The organism is Fructilactobacillus sp. X2R6C1 (assembly GCF_059901295.1).
In genome coordinates, this window is the sequence record NZ_JBWXUZ010000001.1 from 127,126 (window position 1) to 147,647 (window position 20,522).

General features: G+C 37.4%; 22 protein-coding genes. 16 read left to right on the forward strand and 6 right to left on the reverse strand.

Features of this window, described 5'->3' with window-relative positions:
• Positions 1-122: 122 nt before the first annotated feature.
• Both AC6UDF_RS00565 and AC6UDF_RS00570 read left to right on the forward strand, forming a co-directional pair.
• Positions 123-1,097 carry an ATP-dependent nuclease gene (locus AC6UDF_RS00565; RefSeq protein ID WP_500723782.1) on the forward strand — a complete coding sequence of 325 codons (975 nt, stop codon included), beginning with the start codon at positions 123-125 and terminating at the stop codon, positions 1,095-1,097.
• The gene (locus tag AC6UDF_RS00570; protein ID WP_500693350.1) at positions 1,090-2,814 is read left to right on the forward strand and encodes a UvrD-helicase domain-containing protein; all 1,725 of its coding nucleotides are present in this window, start codon (positions 1,090-1,092) and stop codon (positions 2,812-2,814) included. The genes AC6UDF_RS00565 and AC6UDF_RS00570 overlap by 8 nt, the downstream gene beginning before the upstream one ends.
• Positions 2,815-2,851: 37 nt before the next feature.
• Here AC6UDF_RS00570 and AC6UDF_RS00575 read toward each other — a convergent pair whose 3' ends face one another.
• Positions 2,852-3,982 carry a DUF3290 family protein gene (locus tag AC6UDF_RS00575; protein ID WP_500693351.1) on the reverse strand — a complete coding sequence of 377 codons (1,131 nt, stop codon included), beginning with the start codon at positions 3,980-3,982 and terminating at the stop codon, positions 2,852-2,854.
• A 368-nt stretch (positions 3,983-4,350) separates the two neighbouring features.
• On the opposite strand from AC6UDF_RS00575, the gene AC6UDF_RS00580 reads away from it, so the two are divergent.
• The 6 genes from AC6UDF_RS00580 (at position 4,351) to AC6UDF_RS00605 (ending at position 9,298) form a co-directional block, all read left to right on the forward strand.
• Positions 4,351-4,884: a hypothetical protein gene (locus AC6UDF_RS00580; protein WP_500693352.1), complete on the forward strand. Its 534-nt coding sequence runs from the start codon at positions 4,351-4,353 to the stop codon at positions 4,882-4,884.
• Positions 4,881-6,080 (forward strand): hypothetical protein, encoded by a 1,200-nt coding sequence (locus AC6UDF_RS00585; protein WP_500693353.1) that lies wholly within the window; start codon positions 4,881-4,883, stop codon positions 6,078-6,080. The genes AC6UDF_RS00580 and AC6UDF_RS00585 overlap by 4 nt, the downstream gene beginning before the upstream one ends.
• 204 nt (positions 6,081-6,284) lie before the next feature.
• A complete protein-coding gene (locus AC6UDF_RS00590) occupies positions 6,285-6,635 on the forward strand; it encodes a hypothetical protein (protein ID WP_500693354.1) in 351 nt (116 codons plus the stop codon).
• A gap of 10 nt (positions 6,636-6,645) precedes the next feature.
• On the forward strand, positions 6,646-7,095 hold the full coding sequence (locus AC6UDF_RS00595) for a helix-turn-helix domain-containing protein (protein ID WP_500693355.1): 450 nt from the start codon (positions 6,646-6,648) through the stop codon (positions 7,093-7,095).
• Positions 7,095-7,355, forward strand: coding sequence for a hypothetical protein (locus AC6UDF_RS00600; RefSeq protein ID WP_500693356.1), 261 nt, complete (start codon positions 7,095-7,097; stop codon positions 7,353-7,355). The genes AC6UDF_RS00595 and AC6UDF_RS00600 overlap by 1 nt, the downstream gene beginning before the upstream one ends.
• A 107-nt stretch (positions 7,356-7,462) precedes the next feature.
• Positions 7,463-9,298, forward strand: coding sequence for a putative glycosyltransferase family protein (locus AC6UDF_RS00605; RefSeq protein ID WP_500693357.1), 1,836 nt, complete (start codon positions 7,463-7,465; stop codon positions 9,296-9,298).
• A gap of 51 nt (positions 9,299-9,349) precedes the next feature.
• Here the strand turns inward: AC6UDF_RS00605 and AC6UDF_RS00610 are convergent, their stop codons facing one another.
• A complete protein-coding gene (locus AC6UDF_RS00610) occupies positions 9,350-9,496 on the reverse strand; it encodes a hypothetical protein (protein ID WP_500693358.1) in 147 nt (48 codons plus the stop codon).
• Entirely contained in the window at positions 9,480-10,526 is a 1,047-nt protein-coding gene (locus AC6UDF_RS00615; RefSeq protein WP_500693359.1) for a zinc-binding alcohol dehydrogenase family protein, read from the reverse strand. Before AC6UDF_RS00615 ends, AC6UDF_RS00610 begins: the two co-directional genes overlap by 17 nt.
• 131 nt (positions 10,527-10,657) lie before the next feature.
• Here AC6UDF_RS00615 and AC6UDF_RS00620 point away from each other — a divergent pair, with 131 nt between their 5' ends.
• The 7 genes from AC6UDF_RS00620 (at position 10,658) to AC6UDF_RS00650 (ending at position 17,039) form a co-directional block, all read left to right on the forward strand.
• Positions 10,658-11,155, forward strand: a complete 498-nt coding sequence (locus AC6UDF_RS00620) for a methylated-DNA--[protein]-cysteine S-methyltransferase (protein WP_500699003.1) — start codon at positions 10,658-10,660, stop codon at positions 11,153-11,155.
• A 129-nt stretch (positions 11,156-11,284) separates the two neighbouring features.
• Positions 11,285-12,043, forward strand: a complete 759-nt coding sequence (locus AC6UDF_RS00625; RefSeq protein ID WP_500723734.1) for a hypothetical protein — start codon at positions 11,285-11,287, stop codon at positions 12,041-12,043.
• 552 nt (positions 12,044-12,595) lie between these two features.
• The gene (locus AC6UDF_RS00630; protein WP_500693362.1) at positions 12,596-13,039 is read left to right on the forward strand and encodes a helix-turn-helix domain-containing protein; all 444 of its coding nucleotides are present in this window, start codon (positions 12,596-12,598) and stop codon (positions 13,037-13,039) included.
• 110 nt (positions 13,040-13,149) lie between these two features.
• Positions 13,150-14,664: an FGGY-family carbohydrate kinase gene (locus AC6UDF_RS00635; RefSeq protein WP_500693363.1), complete on the forward strand. Its 1,515-nt coding sequence runs from the start codon at positions 13,150-13,152 to the stop codon at positions 14,662-14,664.
• Between the two features lie 409 nt (positions 14,665-15,073).
• Positions 15,074-15,556 carry a CPBP family intramembrane glutamic endopeptidase gene (locus AC6UDF_RS00640; protein WP_500693364.1) on the forward strand — a complete coding sequence of 161 codons (483 nt, stop codon included), beginning with the start codon at positions 15,074-15,076 and terminating at the stop codon, positions 15,554-15,556.
• Positions 15,557-15,642: 86 nt separating this feature from the next.
• Positions 15,643-16,686: a ketopantoate reductase family protein gene (locus tag AC6UDF_RS00645; protein WP_500693365.1), complete on the forward strand. Its 1,044-nt coding sequence runs from the start codon at positions 15,643-15,645 to the stop codon at positions 16,684-16,686.
• Between the two features lie 155 nt (positions 16,687-16,841).
• Positions 16,842-17,039, forward strand: a complete 198-nt coding sequence (locus tag AC6UDF_RS00650; RefSeq protein WP_500693366.1) for a hypothetical protein — start codon at positions 16,842-16,844, stop codon at positions 17,037-17,039.
• 78 nt (positions 17,040-17,117) lie between these two features.
• Here AC6UDF_RS00650 and AC6UDF_RS00655 read toward each other — a convergent pair whose 3' ends face one another.
• Complete coding sequence (locus tag AC6UDF_RS00655) at positions 17,118-18,446, reverse strand: replication-associated recombination protein A (protein WP_500693367.1); 1,329 nt, start codon at positions 18,444-18,446, stop codon at positions 17,118-17,120.
• A 133-nt stretch (positions 18,447-18,579) separates the two neighbouring features.
• The gene (locus AC6UDF_RS00660; protein ID WP_500693368.1) at positions 18,580-19,524 is read right to left on the reverse strand and encodes an NmrA family NAD(P)-binding protein; all 945 of its coding nucleotides are present in this window, start codon (positions 19,522-19,524) and stop codon (positions 18,580-18,582) included.
• A 146-nt stretch (positions 19,525-19,670) separates the two neighbouring features.
• Here AC6UDF_RS00660 and AC6UDF_RS00665 point away from each other — a divergent pair, with 146 nt between their 5' ends.
• A complete protein-coding gene (locus AC6UDF_RS00665; RefSeq protein ID WP_500693369.1) occupies positions 19,671-19,844 on the forward strand; it encodes a hypothetical protein in 174 nt (57 codons plus the stop codon).
• Positions 19,845-19,891: 47 nt separating this feature from the next.
• Here AC6UDF_RS00665 and AC6UDF_RS00670 read toward each other — a convergent pair whose 3' ends face one another.
• Positions 19,892-20,413, reverse strand: coding sequence for an HdeD family acid-resistance protein (locus tag AC6UDF_RS00670; protein ID WP_500693370.1), 522 nt, complete (start codon positions 20,411-20,413; stop codon positions 19,892-19,894).
• Positions 20,414-20,522 lie beyond the last annotated feature (109 nt).

Here is a 20,522-nt window from a genome sequence, read left to right on the forward strand (position 1 = left end):
ATGGTTTACAGTTTAGTAGTCTTATTCCGCTTAAAATAATTGATCAACTTATTCAGTGGTACAAGTATCCAACAACATGGAAAAAACATGTAGTTAAAAGTTCAGACAATGACAACAATATTATAAATGTTATCTTTTGTTTGGATGAACCAGAAACCCATTTACATCCAAATTTGCAATTAAAACTTATGAAAGAAGTAAATAAATTATTAAGTGGTGAAGATCAATCTTTCAACAAGTTATTAAAAAGTTTGTTTGGAATAGATAAAATTGTGGGACAGTTTTTTGTTGTAACCCATTCTCCTAACATATTGTCAGATGATTATACTAAAATTTGTAGATACTATACTACCCCAACTGGTAAAGTTAACGTTTCATCTGGGAATGAAATTAATTTTAACAATAGATTGGAAAAACATGTAAAAATGCAACTTCAGAATATTCTTAATGCGATGTTTGCAGATGGAATTATTCTTGTAGAAGGGCAAACTGAAGAAAGAGCAATTCCTGTTTTTGCGGAAAATTTGGATATCTCGTTAATTAATAAAAATATTAATATTGTAAGGTGTGAAGGATATGATAATGTAAAATCTCTAAGGCGGGTTTTTGAAAAATTTCATATTAATTGTTCTGCAATTATAGATAAAGACAAAAATAGTCATAAGAATGATAGGTATAAGGGGATAATCCAAACTGATGATGTTGATTTTGAAAATGAGTGTTTTAATGCAATGAGTCTTGATAATATTAATGAATATTTATTAGATCTTAATAACACTTTGACTAATCACAAATATGATGGGAAAATTTGGGAACCTTTCCTTACTGTTGAACAAAAAGATAATTTACATAATATTAAAGATTTAAAAGGAAAAAATACCGCAAGTAGTATTTTTGAATTTATTAAGAAATGTATTTTAAATTGGGATGAAGATAAAAGTAAGGATATACACAATAGAATCAAAGAAAGTATGCTTTCAAATGAGGTAATGAAAGCCAAATCAATTTTTAGTGGTGAAATTATAGCACGCAATCTAAGTTATGTTCCTTCTTCTTATAAAAAATTAATTTTAAGTGTGGTTGATAAGAATGAATAAAGATGGATCTTTTGATGAACAACAGTTAAGGGTTATTAATTCTGATGATAGTATGATCATTACTGGACCTGCTGGTTTTGGCAAGACTCATGTTATGTCAGGAATGATAGCTAACTGGATTTCCAATGGTGAAATTAATTATCCAAAAAAAATATTATGCATATCTTATACAGTCACTGCTGCGTATCATATGAAAGATAGTATATTTCAAATGATTTTAAATAATGACATTCATGATAGATATAAAACATCTTTAGTGGAAACAACAAATTTTCATGGTTTTAGCCGTAAAGTTCTTAAAAGTTATGGGCATTACTTAGGATATAATGTAGATTTTAAAAATTTGGATAATTTTAAATATGTGAATTTAGATAATAAAACACTTAGTAAACTTAATGATGACGACAAGAAAATATGTATTGGATTAAAAAAGCAGTTAAACGATCAAGAATATATAAAAGAGGATATTTATAATAGTATTATTTCTTTTAATAAGATAGTTGTTAATCATTTTTTAAATAATAATCAAATACCTTATAATGCGATCATTTCTTTAGTGATTGAATTATTTAAGAAGAAACCACAGATTAAGTTATTTTATCAAAATTATTTTAGTGCTATTTGCATAGATGAATTTCAAGATACAAATATGCTTTGTATTATAATAATTAGACAATTATTTGGTTCCCATACCAGACTTGTTGCTTTTGGTGATCCAATGCAACAAATTTTTAGTTTTAATGGTTCGCTTAAAAACATAATGGATAACGATAATTTGTTTTCTAAAAAATTAACTAGAATTTCACTTAAAACCAATTATCGGTTTCAAAATAATGATAATCTTAAAAATTTAGATTCAGATTTAAGAAAAGTTGGTAAAAGTTTAAATATCAATGATAATAGTTTAATTGATGCCGATTTAAAAGTTATTCATGGAAAAACAATAAATGAAGAGTGTAAAAAAATTGTTTGTCTTATTAAATCAGTTTTGAGAAAAAATTCGACTGCAAATTTTGGTATTTTAGTTAGACAAAATTCAAAAACCACAAAAAAATTATATAAAACTCTTGAAAAAATGATAGCTTCTGAAGATTTATTTAATGCATTGTTTAAAGATACAGATAAAACGTTTATTGAGTTTCAAAATTTCGTTTTAAACAAATACAAAATAAAATTTGATAAAAATCCTATTTTACAAAAACAGATAGATAATTTCGTTAAAAGTATTGATGAAGAATTTAAAGAGTGTCAATATCATAAGTCTTTTGTTATATTGCTAAAATATTTTTTATATGATGCCATTCATCGAGTCCATAGAAGTAACTTAAATGATTATATATTTGATGTTTTAGGATCTAAAAATTTGAGACAAAGTATATCTTATGTTAAAAAAAGAGTTACTATTTCGACAATACATGGAGCTAAGGGACTAGAGTGGGATTATGTTATTTTAGCTAATTTTGAAGACAATGAATTCCCAAATTATGGTGACATAAAAAGTATAAAAGAAAATCATGGATCAAGTGTTGAAGACGGAAGAGCAAAAAAAGATATATTAAAATTATTTTATGTTGCTCTTACTAGAGCAAAAAAACATTTTTATGTCTCTTATAGTGATCGTCACTATTTTTTTGAGTCACCCAAAAGTGCGAAAATTAGTTGTCTTGCTAATCTTCGATTTATCAAGCTAAACCCTGTTAAGCTAGATAGTAAATAAATAAGCCCAATCCATTTGGATTGGGCTTATTTATTTACTATCTATTCGTTTTCTTCAAACTTTTTCTCTTTCTTGGATACAACACAAGGTCTAAATCACCCTTAGATCCAAACTGACCTAAGTAGACATCCTGAATGGTGCATCCCTGTTTTTCACACATTTGTTCAACTTGATTGTCATTTAAGTTACGACGTTTAGCAACGTTTTCGTTTAATTGACCATCGGTGATAATGGGGTAGTTCATAGTAGGTTCATCGTTTAACGTCACGGTCAATTGACCGTTTTCTTCAAGAGTGGCGTTCTTAACGTCCTTGAAGTCGTTAACCCCATGAGTTCTGAGCTTGAAAGCAAGCTGATTAGCAGTTAAACCGTTCCGCAATGCACGGTTGACGTTTACGACACCATTTAAAATCAGTATCTGCGGACTTCCGTTAATCAGCTTGTTCAGCGTATTACTCGTTCCGGTTAAGAACTTACTTGCAAAGACGATAACAGACCAAATTAACAGAATGATGACAAATTGAATTGGAGTGATGTCTTGGTTGTAAATAACACCACCAATAATTCCACCAAGAATATAGTTTTGTAGTTGGTCGACGGCATTTGATGGAGCCAGGTTACCTTTACCAGAAAGGTTAATCTGTAAGACAATCATGATGAATCCAATCAGGAACTTCAAGAAGATGGTCCAATATTGAGAGTCACTACTACTCCACGTGAAGCCACCCTTGTTGATATGCTTGGGTTTAGATACTAGTTTAGTTGGGGTGACAGTGTAGTTGGTCATGTCAGTATTGAAGTGAACCACGTAGGCGTCTTTTCCCGCTTGAATCGTCATTCCATCAACCAGATTATTGCTACTAGCATACATCTGGTTTAGCGGAACTTTTTTCTGTTTACTGATGTTTTTCATGATTTGGACGGTCTGAGTAGTTTGACTATCAGCGTTTTTTTGCTGAAAGACTCGGCCCGTCTGCATCGCGATAATCAGTGCCCCTAACATCGTAACTAGGATGAATAGGCTTCGAAATCTTAGATTACTTCTATTTCGATAATAGAAGATCCCAGTTCCAATGATGACCAACGCAATCACAATGATTAAACCAATAAAGATGTAGTTGGTAAAATTGAAATTGTGGGAAATAAATGAATATGAATAAAGCTTCACTACTCTCACTCCAGTTCTGTATTAGTTATGTAACAATTATACTCAATTCAGGCGGTTTGTGTTTTATATTTAGCAAGAAATTAACTTTTTGTTTATTTTATTGTCTGGCAGGACGTGAAAATGGTATTAATCTAAAGCTTATGAAAGTGATACAATGGTTTGTGCTATAATATCTGTATTATTAACGTATCTATTAATTAAAAATAATATATACATTAATCGTATTATCATTTATAAGTAGGAGTGGTATTATCAAATATTCAAATACGCAATGGGTTATATACAAAGCCTCTGAGCTACTATCTAGCAAACTATTTGTATTATTAATATTACTGGTAGCGTTTGTTATTTTAGTCCTTGGATATGTTTTGATCAGAAATAGTTACTATCAAGACAAGGCAAGCAATAGCCATGGCATCAAACCAAATCATAAAAAAACAGGTGTATGGCTGGTTTGTATTGGGATCGTCTTCATCGGAATCTTTTTTGTTGGCTCTAAGTACGTTAAGGCTAGAGCGGTGGACCCGAATGAGATTGAAAGGACGAATCAAGTTAACTTTGATGAGACTGGTACGATCACCAACATTAATCAATCTGATGATAATTACTTGTATGAGATTAAGGTTAACGGTAAACGTAAAAATCAGACCGTCTATGTCTCGATGCTTGATAAACCCGTTAGCATGGACGTTCAACCGCCAATTCATCCCTTCAGTGGGACGATAATTACGCAACCAGTGATTAGTAATGCAACGGTGGGCAGTAAAGTAACGTTAAGGTCATGTAAATACGACTTTAAGTATAAAAACCATAAGGATTTTGTGCCTAATGACGATTCTGCTAATAAACAGTTGAAATTATTAAATGAGAATTACGTAAATGGAGTTGTAACCGAAAAATGATAAAAGATTCAATTTATTTTTTAAAAAAACATGAATCTTCTTTGTATCTGTGTGCTCTGGTAATCGGAATCCTCGATGCATTAGTTGGGACCACGATGATCATTAAAATGCATCCAGTCATTGGACACGTGTTACATTTAGTGCTCCTGTTGGCGTTTGTCTATGTGTTTTTTAAGATTTTTTTCTTTGATAACTTAAAGCCGATTTATTTGGTGGGAATTTTCGTCCTAATTACCTTCATATTCATAAATGGTCATTTTGCCAGAGACCAAAGTTTGTTATATACGATGGTGTTTCTTGTTGGTATGAAGGACGTTCCGATTAAACGGATTATTAAAACGGAAATAATTGTTACGATCTGTGTGATTGGGGTAGTTATTTTATTTTCCGCATTTGGTATTTTGCCAAACCTGCAATTCCCACGAAACGGATTAATTCGCAATAGTTTAGGATTCGTTTACCCATTATTATTGTCCTCAGCGGTCTTTTTCTTAAACGTTGCGTTAGCGAGTTATTTATTGATTAATAAAATATCGTTTAAGAACAAGCTGATTGGTGCATTAATAATGGCAGTTGGAACGATTGCCATTTACTTGATTACTGATTCCAGAACCGATCTGTTGCTTAACATCGCGATCGTGATTGTTATCATCCTTTCATGTTTTTCCATTAATTTAAGAAATCGATACACGAAGATACTGGCGGAACTGACACCGCTCTTGATTGCCTTCTGGACCATCATATCAATGATTTTTTATAAAAATGATAGTCTTTGGTTAACTTTAAATAAGCTGTTTAGTAACCGGTTGGCTCTGGTGCATGAAGCCTATTTAAAGTACATGCCAGGCATGTTTGGTCAATACATTAAGCAGCGTGGAAATGGCGGTAAGGTGAGTGATGTCTTACATTACTTTTACATTGATTCCAGTTTTTCACGGGTGCTGTTTATGGATGGCTACATTGTGTTTGTAATATTGATGGTTTTAATTACCATTGGACTTGTTCGTTTATTGTCGAAAGACAGTGCGGTGGCCTCATATTTAGCCTTGATTATTATCATTACACTAATCGAAGGGGTCTTTACCGACCACATGTTTTATGCTAATAACGTCGCCTTGTTTATGATCGCTGGTCAGATCATGGAACTAATCAGTCAACGTGGTGCTAGTGAGAACCTTTTGAAGAGTGCCATATAAAGTTTATTGAAGTGCTTTGTAATTACTAGGGTGAATCTAGTAGTTACAAAGCGCTTTTTTTGTGAGTAAATTTAATGCAAAACACATTTATTCTATTTTTCTACGTATTTCATAAAAATGCGTAGTCTTTTAATTGATGGTTATGTTTTTTGAGAGAAACACATATGCTATAATTAAATTGAACTACTATAGGTGGTTTGATTTTTGACATTTATTAATAAACATGAGGTTTGTTTGGCGGTAAGAAATATAAAAGAACAAAGAAGAAAGTGGAAAATTAGCAAGCGTAGAAAAAATATGCTTACTTTAATAAAGTTAGGAATGTCTTCAGAAGTTGTTTTTGACTTTATTTTTAATAATTTATCAGTTGAGGATTATGTATCCGGTCCTGAAATAGATAATCACGTTCCTCCAGTCCCTGGACAAATTTGGAAATTTGGATTAAAAATTAGTGGTAAAGAATTATATCTTAAATATCAGATAAAGGATACCGGGATAATTTGCTGGATTTCAATTCATATTGCTGAACATAAAATAAATTATCATTTTAAATGAGGTGAATTATATGACACGTAAGCTTTTTAATGAAGAATTAGATAAATATGACGTTTATCAAGATGTTTTTCCTACTGAAACAATCAAAGTTAAAGATGAGTCGATTACTTTAAGAATGCATTATTTAAAGGATTCAGAGGGTGAACTTTGGGTTGATTTTAATGATCCTGAAGAAAATTTGCGTGTCGCCTTTAATAAATATCGTGAAATAAAGGGGTTTATGTCGCCAATCGAAGTGAAAAAAGTTCGTAGACGATATGGTTGTACGGTTCGAAAATTTGCTAAAATTCTTGGGATAAGTTCAAGCATGCTTAATCGGATTGAAAATGATAAAATAGTTCAAACGAAACAACAGGATAATTTATTTAAAGCGGCCCAAAATTCAGCAATTTTTAACACGTGGACGACTGATCATCACGATTTTGCTACCAAAACGGGGAAACTAAAGGAGTCTTTTTAATGGAGTCAAAAAGTAAAGAGGAAGCATTAAACAAAAAGATTAAGAATCTGCATAACTTTGCCAACTGGGGCTTAACGCCGCTAGTTGTGATTTTTATCGTGGTTTACTTTTTAACCAAGCCAACCTCGATCTGGACGATTTTATTGGCATTACTAGTGGTCTTTACGACGTTTATCGTCTGTGTAATGGCGCTAGTTTACATTCACCAGAAGAAGAAACTTCAAAAGGAAGCCAATCAACAGAATTCTGATCAAAAATAGCGAGATAATGGCGGTACGATAGGTAACCGTCTTTTTTTGTGGCAATTAATTAGTGTATAATTGATGATAATTAAGAAGTTAATCACAATTATTTATAAGAGGAAATCATGAAGAAAAATAAATATGCTAAAACGACGTTAGCGGTTCTTTTAATTTTGTTAGCGGCCCTTTTCTTAGTTGCGCTTCAGTACTTTTCACACAGTATCCTACTAGGAAACGACTCGCTCTTTCATTTTAATCGCATTTATGACGTTGAAAGACAGCTTCAGACCGGCAACTTCAATTATTTCATGACTAACTATGGCTTCAATCAGACCGGGCGAATCGTCAACGCGGTCTATGGACCTTACATGGCATTTATTTTGGGTGTAGTTTTGCTAACGACTAAGAGTTGGTTTAGCTTCCAGCTGGTAACGAGTTTTGTCCTGTATGTCATCGCTGGATTGGGTTCGTACGGCTTGCTTCGCCGAGTCAAGGTCAATCTTTTTTTTGCCACAGCCGGCGCCATTATTTATTTATCGCAAAATTTCATTACTGGTTGGCAGACTGATGCCCAGTTCCTAGCTTGGGGCGCAGCGATCCTGCCGTTTGCGGTGATGGTGGCTCTTGATTTAATGGACGGTTCACCGAAGAAGATCCACGTGACATTAGCGTTAGTCGTTGCGATTTTACTTGAGATGCACATCCTGAGTGCCTTGTTCACGGTCATTATGCTAGTCCTATTTGCGGTCGTTGGTCTTTGGCGTTCCCGAGCTAAGTGGCAGTATCTAGGCAAGATTGCGTTGAACGTGCTCTTAACGTTGATTTTGGCTGGAAACTACTTCGTGGGCTTCTTGAACATTTTCGGGAAAAACGAGCTCATGCCACCGTTTATGATGGAGGACATGAGTACGTATTCGGCTAATTTTAATTTTTATAATAATTTACCCAATGAAGTTGGAATCGTGCTGACTCTAATTTGTGTCTTCCAACTGGGTTACATGATTATTGCCAAAAAGAAGAATCTGACTAACATCGTGGTCACGATTGTGGGTGGCTTGTTTCTCCTAGTATCATCGGCAATTCTACCTTGGAACGCGATGGGTGAGAAGTGGACCTACATGCAGAACTTTATCCAGTTCCCATACCGTTTCTTTCCGTACGCGGCAATTTTGCTGATGGTGGGTTTCTTCATATCTATCAGTCAGATTAGTAGTGACTGGTACGAAAAAATCAGTGCATCGCACGGTGATATTCGCTATAATTACATGAAAATTTTCATCGGGATCGTGGTATCCGTCATGGCGGTTGTTGCCCTCTGGTTTGCATATTCAAACGTTCAGTATGGTGTAGATGTTTGGCATAACCCAAAGAGTTCTCCGATTAAGCGTAATATGATTAGGGCCCTTCCAAACGTGGAGACACCACGCAAGTACCTGCCACCAGCTAAGAGTCCGTTTAAGAAAAATTTGAGCGTGAAACAGGTTCGCTTAGACTTTATAAGTGGCAACCTTGATAAGCCATTGCGCGACGTTTCTGAGTCAAACGGGGACTACTTGCCAAATGATTCTGGTAATCCCAACTTTAATTCGGTTGGATCGCAGTACCATACGGATGTCATGAATAATCATGGCTTTAAAAAACAAGTGAACCATAATGGTGATTTAACCGTTAAGTGGAACACTGATACCAGTCAGATGAAGAATGATTATCGAACCGTTCCGGTAATTTTGTACCATAGTTCGACGGTTAAACTGAACGGGGCCAAACTTAGTCGTAATCAATATCGCGTTTCCGATATTGGAGCGGCAAGGGTTAAAGAAAAAGCTGGTCAAAATCAGATGACGGTTGGATATCAAAACCCGGCTCATTTCATGGCAGTGGTTGCTCTATCACTGTTGGCATGGATTGTGACGGTCGGATGCGTGATGATTAAGGGAATTTATCATTGGTTGAAAAAATAATAGACATACAAAAAAGATTGAGCCTTGAGAAAGGTTCAATCCTTTTTAGTGTTAAAGATTATTCCAGTTAATGCCTTTACTAATATCAGAATAGTGATCTGGATTCTGGTCTTTTTGTCCCTCAAGTGCCTCTTTGAGTTGACCATTCTTTTTTAGTTCTTCGGTTTCCTTTGTAGCACTATTATTTTTCGTTTTCATCATTGGCCACCACGACTTTCCCAATCATTTGCTTACTTTCGACTAACTTGGTAGCTTTTCGTAAATTTTCGGCATTGATGGGATCAAACTGCTTGGTCATGGTGCTTACTAAATTCCCCTCATCGAGCATGATACTAATCTTATCCAAGATTTCGTGTTGGGTGATCATGTCAGGAGTATGGAATTCGGATTTGGTAAACATGTATTCCCAGGCGAAGCGAGCACGTTTTTCCTTTAATTTACTCATGTCGAGTGACTTGCCAGAGCCGGTGATTGATACAATTGTGCCAGATGGGGCAATTAACTCACAGATTTCGTCCCAGTACGCGTCGATGTTACGTAAATCTAAGATGTAGTCAACGTATTTGAAGCCCTGGTCGTGAATCTTTGAAACGATGTCATCGTGGTAGTCAACAACGATGTCGGCGCCGTGATCGAGTTCCCACTGTTTCGTCTCATCTTTTCCAGCAGTGGCAATGACTTTGAGGTTAGCGCGGTGGGCCAATTGGGTCGCAATTGAACCAACTCCACCAGCACCATTGATAATTAAGATTGATTTATTGTGGTTCTGTTCGTCACGGTCGTAAAAGTCAATGTTCATCTGTTCAAACATGGCCTCCCACGCCGTTAGGCTAGTGAGTGGCATGGCGGCAGCGTGAGCATTGTCTAACTTCTTCGGGGCAATGCCAACGATGCGTTCGTCAACCACCTGATACTCACTATCGCTACCTGGACGAACGTGTGAACCGGCGTAGAAGACGCGGTCACCAACCCTGAAACGATTGGTCTTAGAACCAACTACCTCAACGATTCCAACGGCATCCCATCCGATAATTTTCGGTTCTTTTAGTGGCTCTTTTTGAGCTTCACGGGTGAAAACATCCACTGGGTTAACCGAAACGGCAGCCACTTTTACTAACAGGTCGTGTGGTTCCGGTTTGGGCACTTCGGTGGTGAAATCAAACAGACTCTTGGGGTCATCAATTGGTAGGTATTTTGTGTAACCAACGGCATTCATTTCTTTAGTCATAAGCGTTCTCCTTTTTCGTATTCTACCCCTAGGATACCACGCAGACGGCGATAATTGTTTCCCTGGAGTTAGGTTACCATCACATTTTATGATAAAATGATGATATGGAAAGAGTGGGATGAGGTAAAAAAATGCAAAGATTGTATTGGGATTCCGTTCATGTTAACGGGGATAAAGTCTTCTTCACGATTGACGATCATGGATTGAATTTCGTAAGCAGTCCAGGTCAAGGAGTGTCTCAACTGCTTGATTTTTATACGAATGATCATTTTGAGTACGCCAAAAATAGTGAGCACAGCTTGCAGTATCGTAAAACAATTAAAAACTATTTGCGAGGTAAGTCAACCAGTCTTGATTTGCCAACTGATTTTATGGGGTACGGTTCTGATGAAGACCGGTTGGTTTGGAACGAAATTGCCCAGATTCCGTTTGGTGAATTAGTTACGGTTTCCGATCTGGCAGACCGTTCTGGTGTTAGTCAGGATAAAGTGGAGGCTGCCATTTCAAGAAGTCCCATCTGGATCGTGTTGCCACTTCACCGGGTAACGGATCGAAACGGACGTTATCCATACCGGACAAACGAAATGACCCGTGATTTCTTGGTAAATCTTGAGCATCCTAAAAAGTAAATAATGAAATCGAGATTTCAGTCGTGAAGTCTCTTTTATTTTCGATAAATTGATGTGAAATGACTTTTGTAAAAATGTGTGATGTTGTATAGTCATAATCACAATCAATTAATGAATGGAGTATTTAAAATGAAACATATTATTAAGGCAGATAACGGGCGAGTGTTTAAACGATTGGTAGTGACAGGAGTCAACGATAACAGTAATCAGTTTGATTTCAACAAGGTCAGACCGATTCCGCAGCAAATCATGGACGTAATCGTCGATAATTATTTGTCAAACGCTGCAATTGGGGTGTACATGGTCAACGTTGACTTTAATCGGGATGATATTCCGTCGACGGTGGAAGCACTAGCGGCTGATATGAATCACAATGGGGATGAATTCTACGACCACGTCCAGCGGGACCAGCAGAAGTTCCTTTCAACTTTCATGGAGGTCTACGGTCAATTTGAGCAACCCATGGATGACAAGATGAAAGAGGCCACCATTGCTTCGCTTCAACGTGGTTACATTGGGGCTAAAAAGTATTTGATTAAGGACAACATTGATTTAGAGGTCTTTCAGCCATATGATCCAGAGAAGATTTTGCAGCCAGACTTAAGGGAGGGTTTTCAAGGCATTGACCTGAACGTACTTGCTTGGTTGTCCAAACAAGGTGAGATGTTGATTAATAACTACATTGCCTTTCAGGCCTTTAATCAGGAAGACTGGACCAACGAAAACTGGCGTATTACTGAAAATGCGTTTGATACTGAGATTGATAAAAAAGAGAACACCATTACTTTTCATACCAATGAAATTGTCGGCTTAACCGATTTGTTTGAGACGTTGTTGATTAAATCCGATGCCCAGGCGGATGATGTGAAGTATATGTATGAGTTGTAGGATGTAACAGAAAAGTATTTTTTATGAAAAAGTCTCTGTGAAGATAAGTAATTAATGCGTATATGCACGATGTAAACCATTTAGTTAAATAATTTAACTAAGTGGTTTTTATTATTGGTTAATTTATTGTTTTGTTTCTGATTAGAAACAAATGGTATAATGATATTAGCCAAGGGAGATATGGTGATAAGCACCATGAATAATGCATCTAAGCCTAAAGTTAAAAGTGTTTTAAAGAAGATCGAACAAAATCGATCAACTTGGTAGGTAAGCAGACGCTCTAAAAACCTGGAAACTCAAATTAAATTAGATATGGATTCAGTAGGAATCATGAATTTTATGACAATCTTTCTTGGAAGGATTATGTTTGTGGTCCAGAAAGTGATAACCACATTCCATCAATTTTTGGAGACATTTGGGTATTCGGGTTAACTAGATTAAATTATGATTTGTATTTAAAATTTCAATTGAAGAAGAATTCAGTATATTGGATTTCAATTCATATTGCTGAATATCCAATACAGTATCGTTATAAGTAGGAAGGAGAAAATAATGACGAAATTATTATATAATCCAGAAACAGACCAAACTGGTCAATACCAAGATGTCTACGAAAATAAAACTGTCAATTTTAAAGGCGTAGATGTTAATGTTAACGAACATTTTCTCGTTGATGAATCAGGTGAAAAATGGCTGGATTTTAATGATCCAGATGAAAATATTCATAAGATATTTGATGCTTACCGTAAATTAAAGGGGTTTATGGTGCCAACAGATGTTAGAAAGCTCAGGAATAGTTATGGATTGTCTAGTAGGGACTTTGCTAAAACATTGGGGATGGGATATGGAACACTGAACCAGATTGAAAATAACCATATTGTACAAAGTACTCAACAAGATGCATTGTTTCAGATGGCAAAGAATAGAAGTGCTTTTGAAAGGCTAGTAATTGAACATCATGATAATCACAAGCTAGCAACTGAGATGGAATTGTAATACTTATTTTTGAGATACATTGTTTTATGTTCACTCATTAACAAATTACTCTCAATAAGCTAAACTTAAGTCATCAAACAGCTCACTTTATTTCGCAAAGGAGACTTCCCATGACCCAATACATTTTAGGAATTGACATCGGCACCTCAAGCACCAAAGCCATCTTGATGACGACCACTGGTGAAATTATCGCTCAAGACAAAGCTTCATATCAGTTAGAAACCCCACATCCAGAATGGGCGCAAGAGAATGCTGACGACTGGCTCCAGGCGGTGACGTCCTTGATTAAAAAATTGGCCCAAAAAGTCGATAGTACCCACATCATTGGTATTGGCATCGACGGTCTTTACGGTGGTTCTGGAGTTCCAATTGACAAAAGTGGTCAACCACACGGTCCCGCGTTAATTTGGATGGATCGCCGGGCTACAAAAGAAACCGAAGAAGCACTGAAACTTGTCAGTAAGTCAGAACTGATGGATATCACTGGCAACTTGGCCGATCCGTATTACGGTTACACTAAAATTATGTGGCTGAAACAAAACAAGCCGGAGTTGTACCGCGACACTTATCAATTTTTGCCACCAGAATCGTACGTCATTTACAAGTTAACGGGGAACATCAGTATTAATTACTCTGCGGCTGGTAACTTAGCGGGGATTTTCAACATTAATGATGATGAGTGGTCAACTGAACTGGCCACTAAATTAGGCATTGATTTAAAAAAATTGCCACAAAAGATGATTGCTAGCACGGATGTCGCCGGTCAAGTCACTGACAAGTGGGCGCAAAGGCTAGGCATCGAAGCTGGAACACCAATCTTTAATACTGGGGTTGACGTTGGACCAGCGACGGTTGGAACTGGCGTCCTTGGCACCGGTCGCATGACGATTGCATTAGGAACGTCAATGAATGCGGCGCTTGTGACCGACAAGCCACTTAAAGATGACAATCTGATTATTTGGCCGTACGCTTACAAACCGAAGGAATACTACTATAACTTTGCCGGAGCTAACACGGCTGGCGCGGTAATTGCGTGGTTCACCCGTGAATTCGCTCAGGAAGTTGATAATAATAACAGTACGAAAATGCTGGACGAAGAGAGTGAGCACGTTCCCACTGGTAGCAACGGCTTGGTTGTTTTACCGTACTTTATGGGAGAACGCAGTCCAGTTTGGGATTCTAACGTTCGGGGAACCATCTTTGGGATTTCAATGACGACAAAACGTTACGAGTTATTTAAGGCGTTTCAGGAGGCCATTGCCTATTCCGTTCGTCAGAGTATTGAACAGTTTGGGGATCATATTGGCGACTCGTTTACTCTAGTTGGTGGTGTTAGCAGCTCTAAAAAAATGGTCCAGATCATTGCGGATGTGACGGGTAAGACCGTCAAAACGACTGATTCTGGTGGTGAAGCCGACCTTGGAAGTGCCATTCTGGCAGGAATTGGATTGAATCAAATTCAACCACAAGCAGTCCAGAAGTGGGTCAAGATTAATGAAAAAATTGAACCCAATCCAGAAAGACACGAAGAGTATAACAATTACTATGAGTTGTATCGTTTGGCGTATACGGATACGAAGGACTTTTATAAAAAATACAACAAGCTAGTTAATAATCATGATTAACTAAATTTCACACTGAAAGATGTTTTATTATTTTATAATTAAAAGATAAAATGAGTGCCTATCAACACTCATTTTTTATACCTAAATACTTAAGGATGTGTTTTCAATTAAGTCGTTAACCAAAAATCATTTATTTCAATTAATTGTGTTTTACTTTGCTATTTTAATATCATTTCCATGTGTTCACTTAATTTATGAACTTACCAATAAGGGAATTGCTGTATTTGCGGTTACATACGTCGTTTTATTTTTGTTTTTCTATTTGGTAAATTTTTGGTGGTTAAAACAGCCAATTTACTTAAAATCAAACATCTCGTTTAAAAAGCAGTGGATAATTGATGTAATAATACTAATTTATATTTGCTTAGTTGTATTGCAACTGTCTTCCGTAGATATCTTTAGAACGGCAATGATTAAGCTATTGATAATTTCGTTAGGCTCAGGCGTTTTAGAGGAATTTCTTTTTAGAGGAGTCATTTTAACCATGTTATTGTCAATCTTGCTTCCCGTTCTAAAAAATAAAACCCATCTTATTTGTCTCATAGCGGTCATGGTTAGTAGTCTGATGTTCTCGGGAACTCACTTAATTAACATTGAAACCCTTCATCAAGGATTATGGATAACGCTGGTTCAGGTCCTGTTCACGATCTCAATGGGAATCATTAATGGTGTGATTTATCTTCGGACCAGAACCATTCTTTTTCCAATGTTGATGCACTTCTTGTGGAATTTTACGACTTCAGCTAGTAATGGAATCCATGAAGTCCTTCCCGCTAGTGAGATTGTCTCGGCTGTTACAACGATGTCGATTGTGGTACTTGTTAGTTTATTGTTTATGGTTTGCTTTATTAGAAAATCTAATTCACAAAATATCATTAATGATTTTTTATAAGCCCTCGTTTTTGACATTCCCGCTTCACAGCGACATACTTCTCCATGTATTCCAAAGTATTCCAAAAAGAAAGAAGTATGGTAATAATGAAAATTGCAGTCTACGGCGCTGGTTCACTTGGGACCATTATTGGTGCATATCTCACCAAAGCATACGGCAAAGACAACGTAGATTTGATTGCCAACAATCCCCAGCACGTTAAGGATTTAAATGATCAGGGTGCGACGGTTACTGATACGGCTAACTTTACCGTTTCTGTATCGGCCAAGACTCCAGATGAATTAAAATCGGACGAGTATGATCTCATCTTACTTTTAACCAAGCAGACTCATAATGATGAAGTTCTTCCCAAGGTTAAAGAAGTGTTGAAACCGGATGGAACTTTAGTTTCACTTCAAAACGGGGTTCCAGAAATTGCGATTTCAAAGGTCATTGATCCCGCAAACATCGTTGCTGGTTCGGTTGAATTTGGTGGGACCCAACTTAACCACACGGAATCCGAATTGACCACGGCACTTCCTGCCTTTGAAAATGCGGCGTTTCAGATTGGTGAACTTGACGGGAAAGACACCGACCGCATTAAGAAGGTCAAAGACGTGCTGAGTCACGTTGGTGGCACCATCATTTCCGATAATTTACTTGGAACCAAATGGTCTAAACTTTTGGTTAACTCATCGTTTAGTGGGTTATCAGCCGCAAGTGATGCTATGTTTGGACAGGTTGCTGATAGTGAGGTTGGCTTAAAGAGTGCGCTAAAAATCGTCAATGAAGGATTAAAGGTCGGTCATGCTGACGGTGTGAAATTTGCCAAAATGGGAAATCATGACCTCAGTTCATTTACTATCGAACATCCCAATGATGAACCAGCACAGTTGTCCTACCTGAAGTCCGCGATGAACAACAGTAAGAATCTAAAGGCCAGTATGCTGCAAGATTTGGAGAAGGGCAGAAAGACTGAGGTTGATGACATCAATGGAGTGATCTCCGAGACGGGCAAGAAATATGGAATCAAGACTCCATTCAACGATTTGGTTATTAAAATTGTTGAAAATGCCCAGGATATGGGGAAACTACCGAAGTTTGATGATACCATGGACCAGTTTCAACAATTACTTGATAGCAAATTGTAATTATTGTAATGAGGCTTCTTACAGTATGTTATAATTATTCGTTGTTTACTTTTAAAATATGTAATATTATGAATCTCTAAAGGAACTTTGAGAGGTTCATTTTTTGTGTTTAAATATAAAGTGTATGAATTAATCGTATCTTAGAAAGGCGAAAAATGACTGTTGCAATATCAATCTTTATTTTTTTGTTTCTGGTCTGGTTACTGTTTGAGTTTATCAGCAGTGCCGCTTGTGGTTGTCTTTTGTTGATGTTTCTATTAGTCGCTACGATTGGTTTGTTTGCGGCTAATTTCTGGATTCTCGGACTGATTATGTTGGTATTAGTTGTATTTGGGGCGTTATTTAATTATTAGTAGCGTCGATTTTTCTTAAAATTACAGTAAATTAAAATTGTCAGCTCTGATTAAACATCGGGCTGGCAATTTTTTGACTTAATTTTTATTATCATGTTGTTCATGCCACTTCTTGATTTGTTTAAGGCGTTCCTTGAACCGGATCTCATGGCCTTCACTCGTGGGTTTGTAGTAGACGTGGCCTTCAACTGATGGTGGCATCGTTTTCATCGTCGTTAGTTTGTCTTGATAGTTATGCGCGAGTTCATATCCTTTCCCGTAGCCCAAGTTTTTCATCAACTTGGTGGGAGCGTTTCTGATTTGCAGTGGAACGGGATCGTCAGCGGTTTCCTTGACGTCTTTCTTGGCCGCCAGTCGTGCCTTATAGAGGGCGTTTGATTTTGGTGCGAGTGAGAGGTACGTAACGGCCTCTACGAGGTGGACGTCACACTCTGGCATCCCCAGAAACTGACAGGCTTGAAACACGTTAATGGCAACGTTTAAGGCGTTGGTATCAGCTAAGCCAACGTCTTCACTTGCAAACCGCACCAGTCGTCTGGCAATGTAAAGCGGGTCTTCTCCACCATCTAGCATACGGGAAAGCCAGTAAATGGCGGCGTCAACGTCACTATTACGCATCGATTTATGCAAAGCTGAGATAATGTTGTAGTGTTCTTCGCCATTTTTGTCGTACAGCACAAACTTATTACCAATCAGTTGTTTCAGACCATCTAACGTTATTTTAGTGACACCGTCTTTTTTGTCACCGTTGAGGACGGCCATTTCCAGGGTGTTTAAAGCTTTTCGGGCGTCACCGTTAGCAAAATTAGCAATTTCGTTAATTTCATCTTTGCCAATCTTGATGTTCTGTTTGCCAAAGCCATTAGGATTCTTTAAGGCGTTGCTTAAGAGCCTAACCACGTCAGACGGTTTTAAAGCGTGCAGGACGAAGACCTTACAGCGTGATAGTAACGCCGAATTGACTTCAAACGACGGATTCTCGGTGGTGGCTCCAATCAAGATGATGCTACCCTGTTCGACGTAGGGTAAAAAGGCGTCCTGTTGGGCTTTGTTGAAACGATGAATTTCGTCGACGAAGACAATCGTTTTTTGCCCAATTGCTTGATCTTGCTCAGCCTGACGCATGATTTTTTTAATTTTGCTGATGCTGCTGTCGGCCGCACTGAAACTATAAAAGTTTGATTGCGTTTTTCTGGCGATAATTTCGGCCAAAGTGGTTTTACCAACCCCAGGTGGTCCCCAGAAAATCATGGAAGAAACCTGGTCGTTTTCAATTAGTTCTCTTAAAATTTTTCCCTCTCCAAGGAGATTTTGCTGTCCCACAAATTGGTCTAAAGTCTTGGGACGAACCCGACTGGCCAAGGGGACGTTTTGGTCTTGATTATTAAAAAGTGATTCTTGCCGCATGGTTACTCACTTCGATTCTGCTAGAAAGTTTAGTCTTTAATTAAGTTTAAGTTAATACACTTGGGGAAATCATGCAATCAATGGGTTTAAAAAAGCTCTCTGATTAAAATTTTAATCAAAGAACTTCTTTTGCTTAGATTTCATATGATGGTTTAGTGGATAATAAATCTTTAACCTGTTCATCAAGGGTTGGTAGTGGTCTACCAATGACCTGCGGCAGGTCCGGATCGTTGTCAGTATTGTTTGCCAAGATTTCTTGATGAGTCATGCCAAATTTGACGGCCTGTTCGTCGATGTTTTCATCTAAGACCCCGGCCCTGATCATGCCTTGAACGCCGACCATGAAATTAATTGAACCCTTGTCATAGCCACGTTTTGCTAAAGCTTGGCGGTAGTTGTCATCGTTTAACAAGTTAACTTTAAAGTCCTTATTGGTATTGGCAACGACTGAGGCTGCTAGGTCGGCGTAGGTGTGTTCGTTGCCATAGAACTCATAGACATCCTTGGTCTTTTCGTCGCTTGCCATGACCTTGGCCGCCGCAAACGCGTAGTATTTCTCTTCGGCCCAGCCAACTTTGCCGTCACCAGCGGAGAAGATAAAAGCCGCTCCCTTAGCGGAACGTTTGATGAGGTCGAGGTCGTTTTCTAGGTACCAGTTGTTTCTAAGAAAGGAATGGTTGATGCCAGTTGCCTCAATTAATTTTTCGGTCTTGGCGTGGTCCTCTGCTAGTGGCACCTTGGCGATGTCAGCGTGGGGGAAGCTCGTATAAGCGATAAACTTGACCTTAGCTTTGACGGCGGCGTTGACCACGTTTTCGTGTTGGACGTAGCGGGGATGTTCTGGATCAGGTTGCGATGAGACAAATAGGAGCTTGTCAATTCCATCAAAGGCCTGATTCAGACTTTCAGTGTCATTATAGTCACCCTTTCTGATTTCAACTCCCGCAGGATACATCTTTTTGGCTTTTTCCGTGTTTCTAGCGATTACGACGATGTCTTCGACAGGGACCAGTCGAATCAAGCCCAAGATAGCACGTTCACCGAAACGACCCGTTCCGGCAGTAACTCCATATTTCATAGTATTTTCTCCTTCATTTTCGTTATCTAGAAACTAGCATGAATCTTTTCAAAAGGCAATTAAACCATTTTTGGAAATGATTCTTTATGAAAGCCACGATGATAATGATATAATGGGAACGTATAAACAGAAGAGGAGGGTTTAGTATGAGTGACAGAAGACCTAGTGAAAAACAAGAAAAGAACTTATTGCATAAGTTAGAAAAAGACGATCACAAAAAGGATCGTGGCCATGAAAACCGTTCAACCGATGGGAAGGAAATTCATAAACACATCGAACGTAGTGACCGTCCTGAAGAACCAAATAAGGATCGCAAATAATTAATGGTACAAAAAAAGATCGCGAATCCGCGATCTTTTATTTTTGATTAGAATGAACGAACAATTAACAAAATTCCAAAGAACATGAAGTAAAATGCCACTAAGAATAATGCAACTGACATTGCCATGGCTGGTTGGAATAATAGAACAATTCCTAAGATCAAGCCAATAATACCAAGAATGACTTCAAACCAGAAGTAACCCTTGTGGTTTCTTTCGGCAAATCGACTGTACCATAGTTCAAACAATGAATCGATGATGAACCAGATTGATAACATCAACCAGATGTAGATTCCACCAACGGCAGGGTCTAAGAAGATCAAGATACCAATGATGATATCAAGCACACCGTTAATGACAAGCCAAACTGGTGACATCCCTAATGATTTGTCTAGTTGAGAAATTTCAGCAATCTTGAAGATCCCTTCAACGATTGACAAGATGGCAATGACGAAAACTAATGCCTTAAATGAGTTCAATGGATTCTTCAAAATGAAGAGTGATAAGATCACACTCAGGATTCCGATAACCAGTGAAAACGGGTCAAAGCCCTTTGTTTTACTAAACATATGAACACTCCTTTTTATTTATTAGCCTAAGCTTAAATTCATTTTACCAAAATTTAAGAAATAAACCACCATTGAAATGTTAAATGACGTAATTTAGGGAGATATTTAA

What these genes read in the sequence shown, in the direction of transcription:
- AC6UDF_RS00570 (WP_500693350.1), top strand. Translation starts at nt 1,090, where the DNA reads ATGAATAAAGATGGATCTTTTGATGAACAACAGTTAAGGGTTATTAAT.
- AC6UDF_RS00585 (WP_500693353.1), top strand. Translation starts at nt 4,881, where the DNA reads ATGATAAAAGATTCAATTTATTTTTTAAAAAAACATGAATCTTCTTTG.
- AC6UDF_RS00595 (WP_500693355.1), top strand. Translation starts at nt 6,646, where the DNA reads ATGACACGTAAGCTTTTTAATGAAGAATTAGATAAATATGACGTTTAT.
- AC6UDF_RS00600 (WP_500693356.1), top strand. Translation starts at nt 7,095, where the DNA reads ATGGAGTCAAAAAGTAAAGAGGAAGCATTAAACAAAAAGATTAAGAAT.
- AC6UDF_RS00605 (WP_500693357.1), top strand. Translation starts at nt 7,463, where the DNA reads ATGAAGAAAAATAAATATGCTAAAACGACGTTAGCGGTTCTTTTAATT.
- AC6UDF_RS00610 (WP_500693358.1), bottom strand. Translation starts at nt 9,496, where the DNA reads ATGAAAACGAAAAATAATAGTGCTACAAAGGAAACCGAAGAACTAAAA.
- AC6UDF_RS00615 (WP_500693359.1), bottom strand. Translation starts at nt 10,526, where the DNA reads ATGACTAAAGAAATGAATGCCGTTGGTTACACAAAATACCTACCAATT.
- AC6UDF_RS00620 (WP_500699003.1), top strand. Translation starts at nt 10,658, where the DNA reads ATGCAAAGATTGTATTGGGATTCCGTTCATGTTAACGGGGATAAAGTC.
- AC6UDF_RS00625 (WP_500723734.1), top strand. Translation starts at nt 11,285, where the DNA reads ATGAAACATATTATTAAGGCAGATAACGGGCGAGTGTTTAAACGATTG.
- AC6UDF_RS00630 (WP_500693362.1), top strand. Translation starts at nt 12,596, where the DNA reads ATGACGAAATTATTATATAATCCAGAAACAGACCAAACTGGTCAATAC.
- AC6UDF_RS00635 (WP_500693363.1), top strand. Translation starts at nt 13,150, where the DNA reads ATGACCCAATACATTTTAGGAATTGACATCGGCACCTCAAGCACCAAA.
- AC6UDF_RS00640 (WP_500693364.1), top strand. Translation starts at nt 15,074, where the DNA reads ATGATTAAGCTATTGATAATTTCGTTAGGCTCAGGCGTTTTAGAGGAA.
- AC6UDF_RS00645 (WP_500693365.1), top strand. Translation starts at nt 15,643, where the DNA reads ATGAAAATTGCAGTCTACGGCGCTGGTTCACTTGGGACCATTATTGGT.
- AC6UDF_RS00650 (WP_500693366.1), top strand. Translation starts at nt 16,842, where the DNA reads ATGACTGTTGCAATATCAATCTTTATTTTTTTGTTTCTGGTCTGGTTA.
- AC6UDF_RS00655 (WP_500693367.1), bottom strand. Translation starts at nt 18,446, where the DNA reads ATGCGGCAAGAATCACTTTTTAATAATCAAGACCAAAACGTCCCCTTG.
- AC6UDF_RS00660 (WP_500693368.1), bottom strand. Translation starts at nt 19,524, where the DNA reads ATGAAATATGGAGTTACTGCCGGAACGGGTCGTTTCGGTGAACGTGCT.
- AC6UDF_RS00665 (WP_500693369.1), top strand. Translation starts at nt 19,671, where the DNA reads ATGAGTGACAGAAGACCTAGTGAAAAACAAGAAAAGAACTTATTGCAT.
- AC6UDF_RS00670 (WP_500693370.1), bottom strand. Translation starts at nt 20,413, where the DNA reads ATGTTTAGTAAAACAAAGGGCTTTGACCCGTTTTCACTGGTTATCGGA.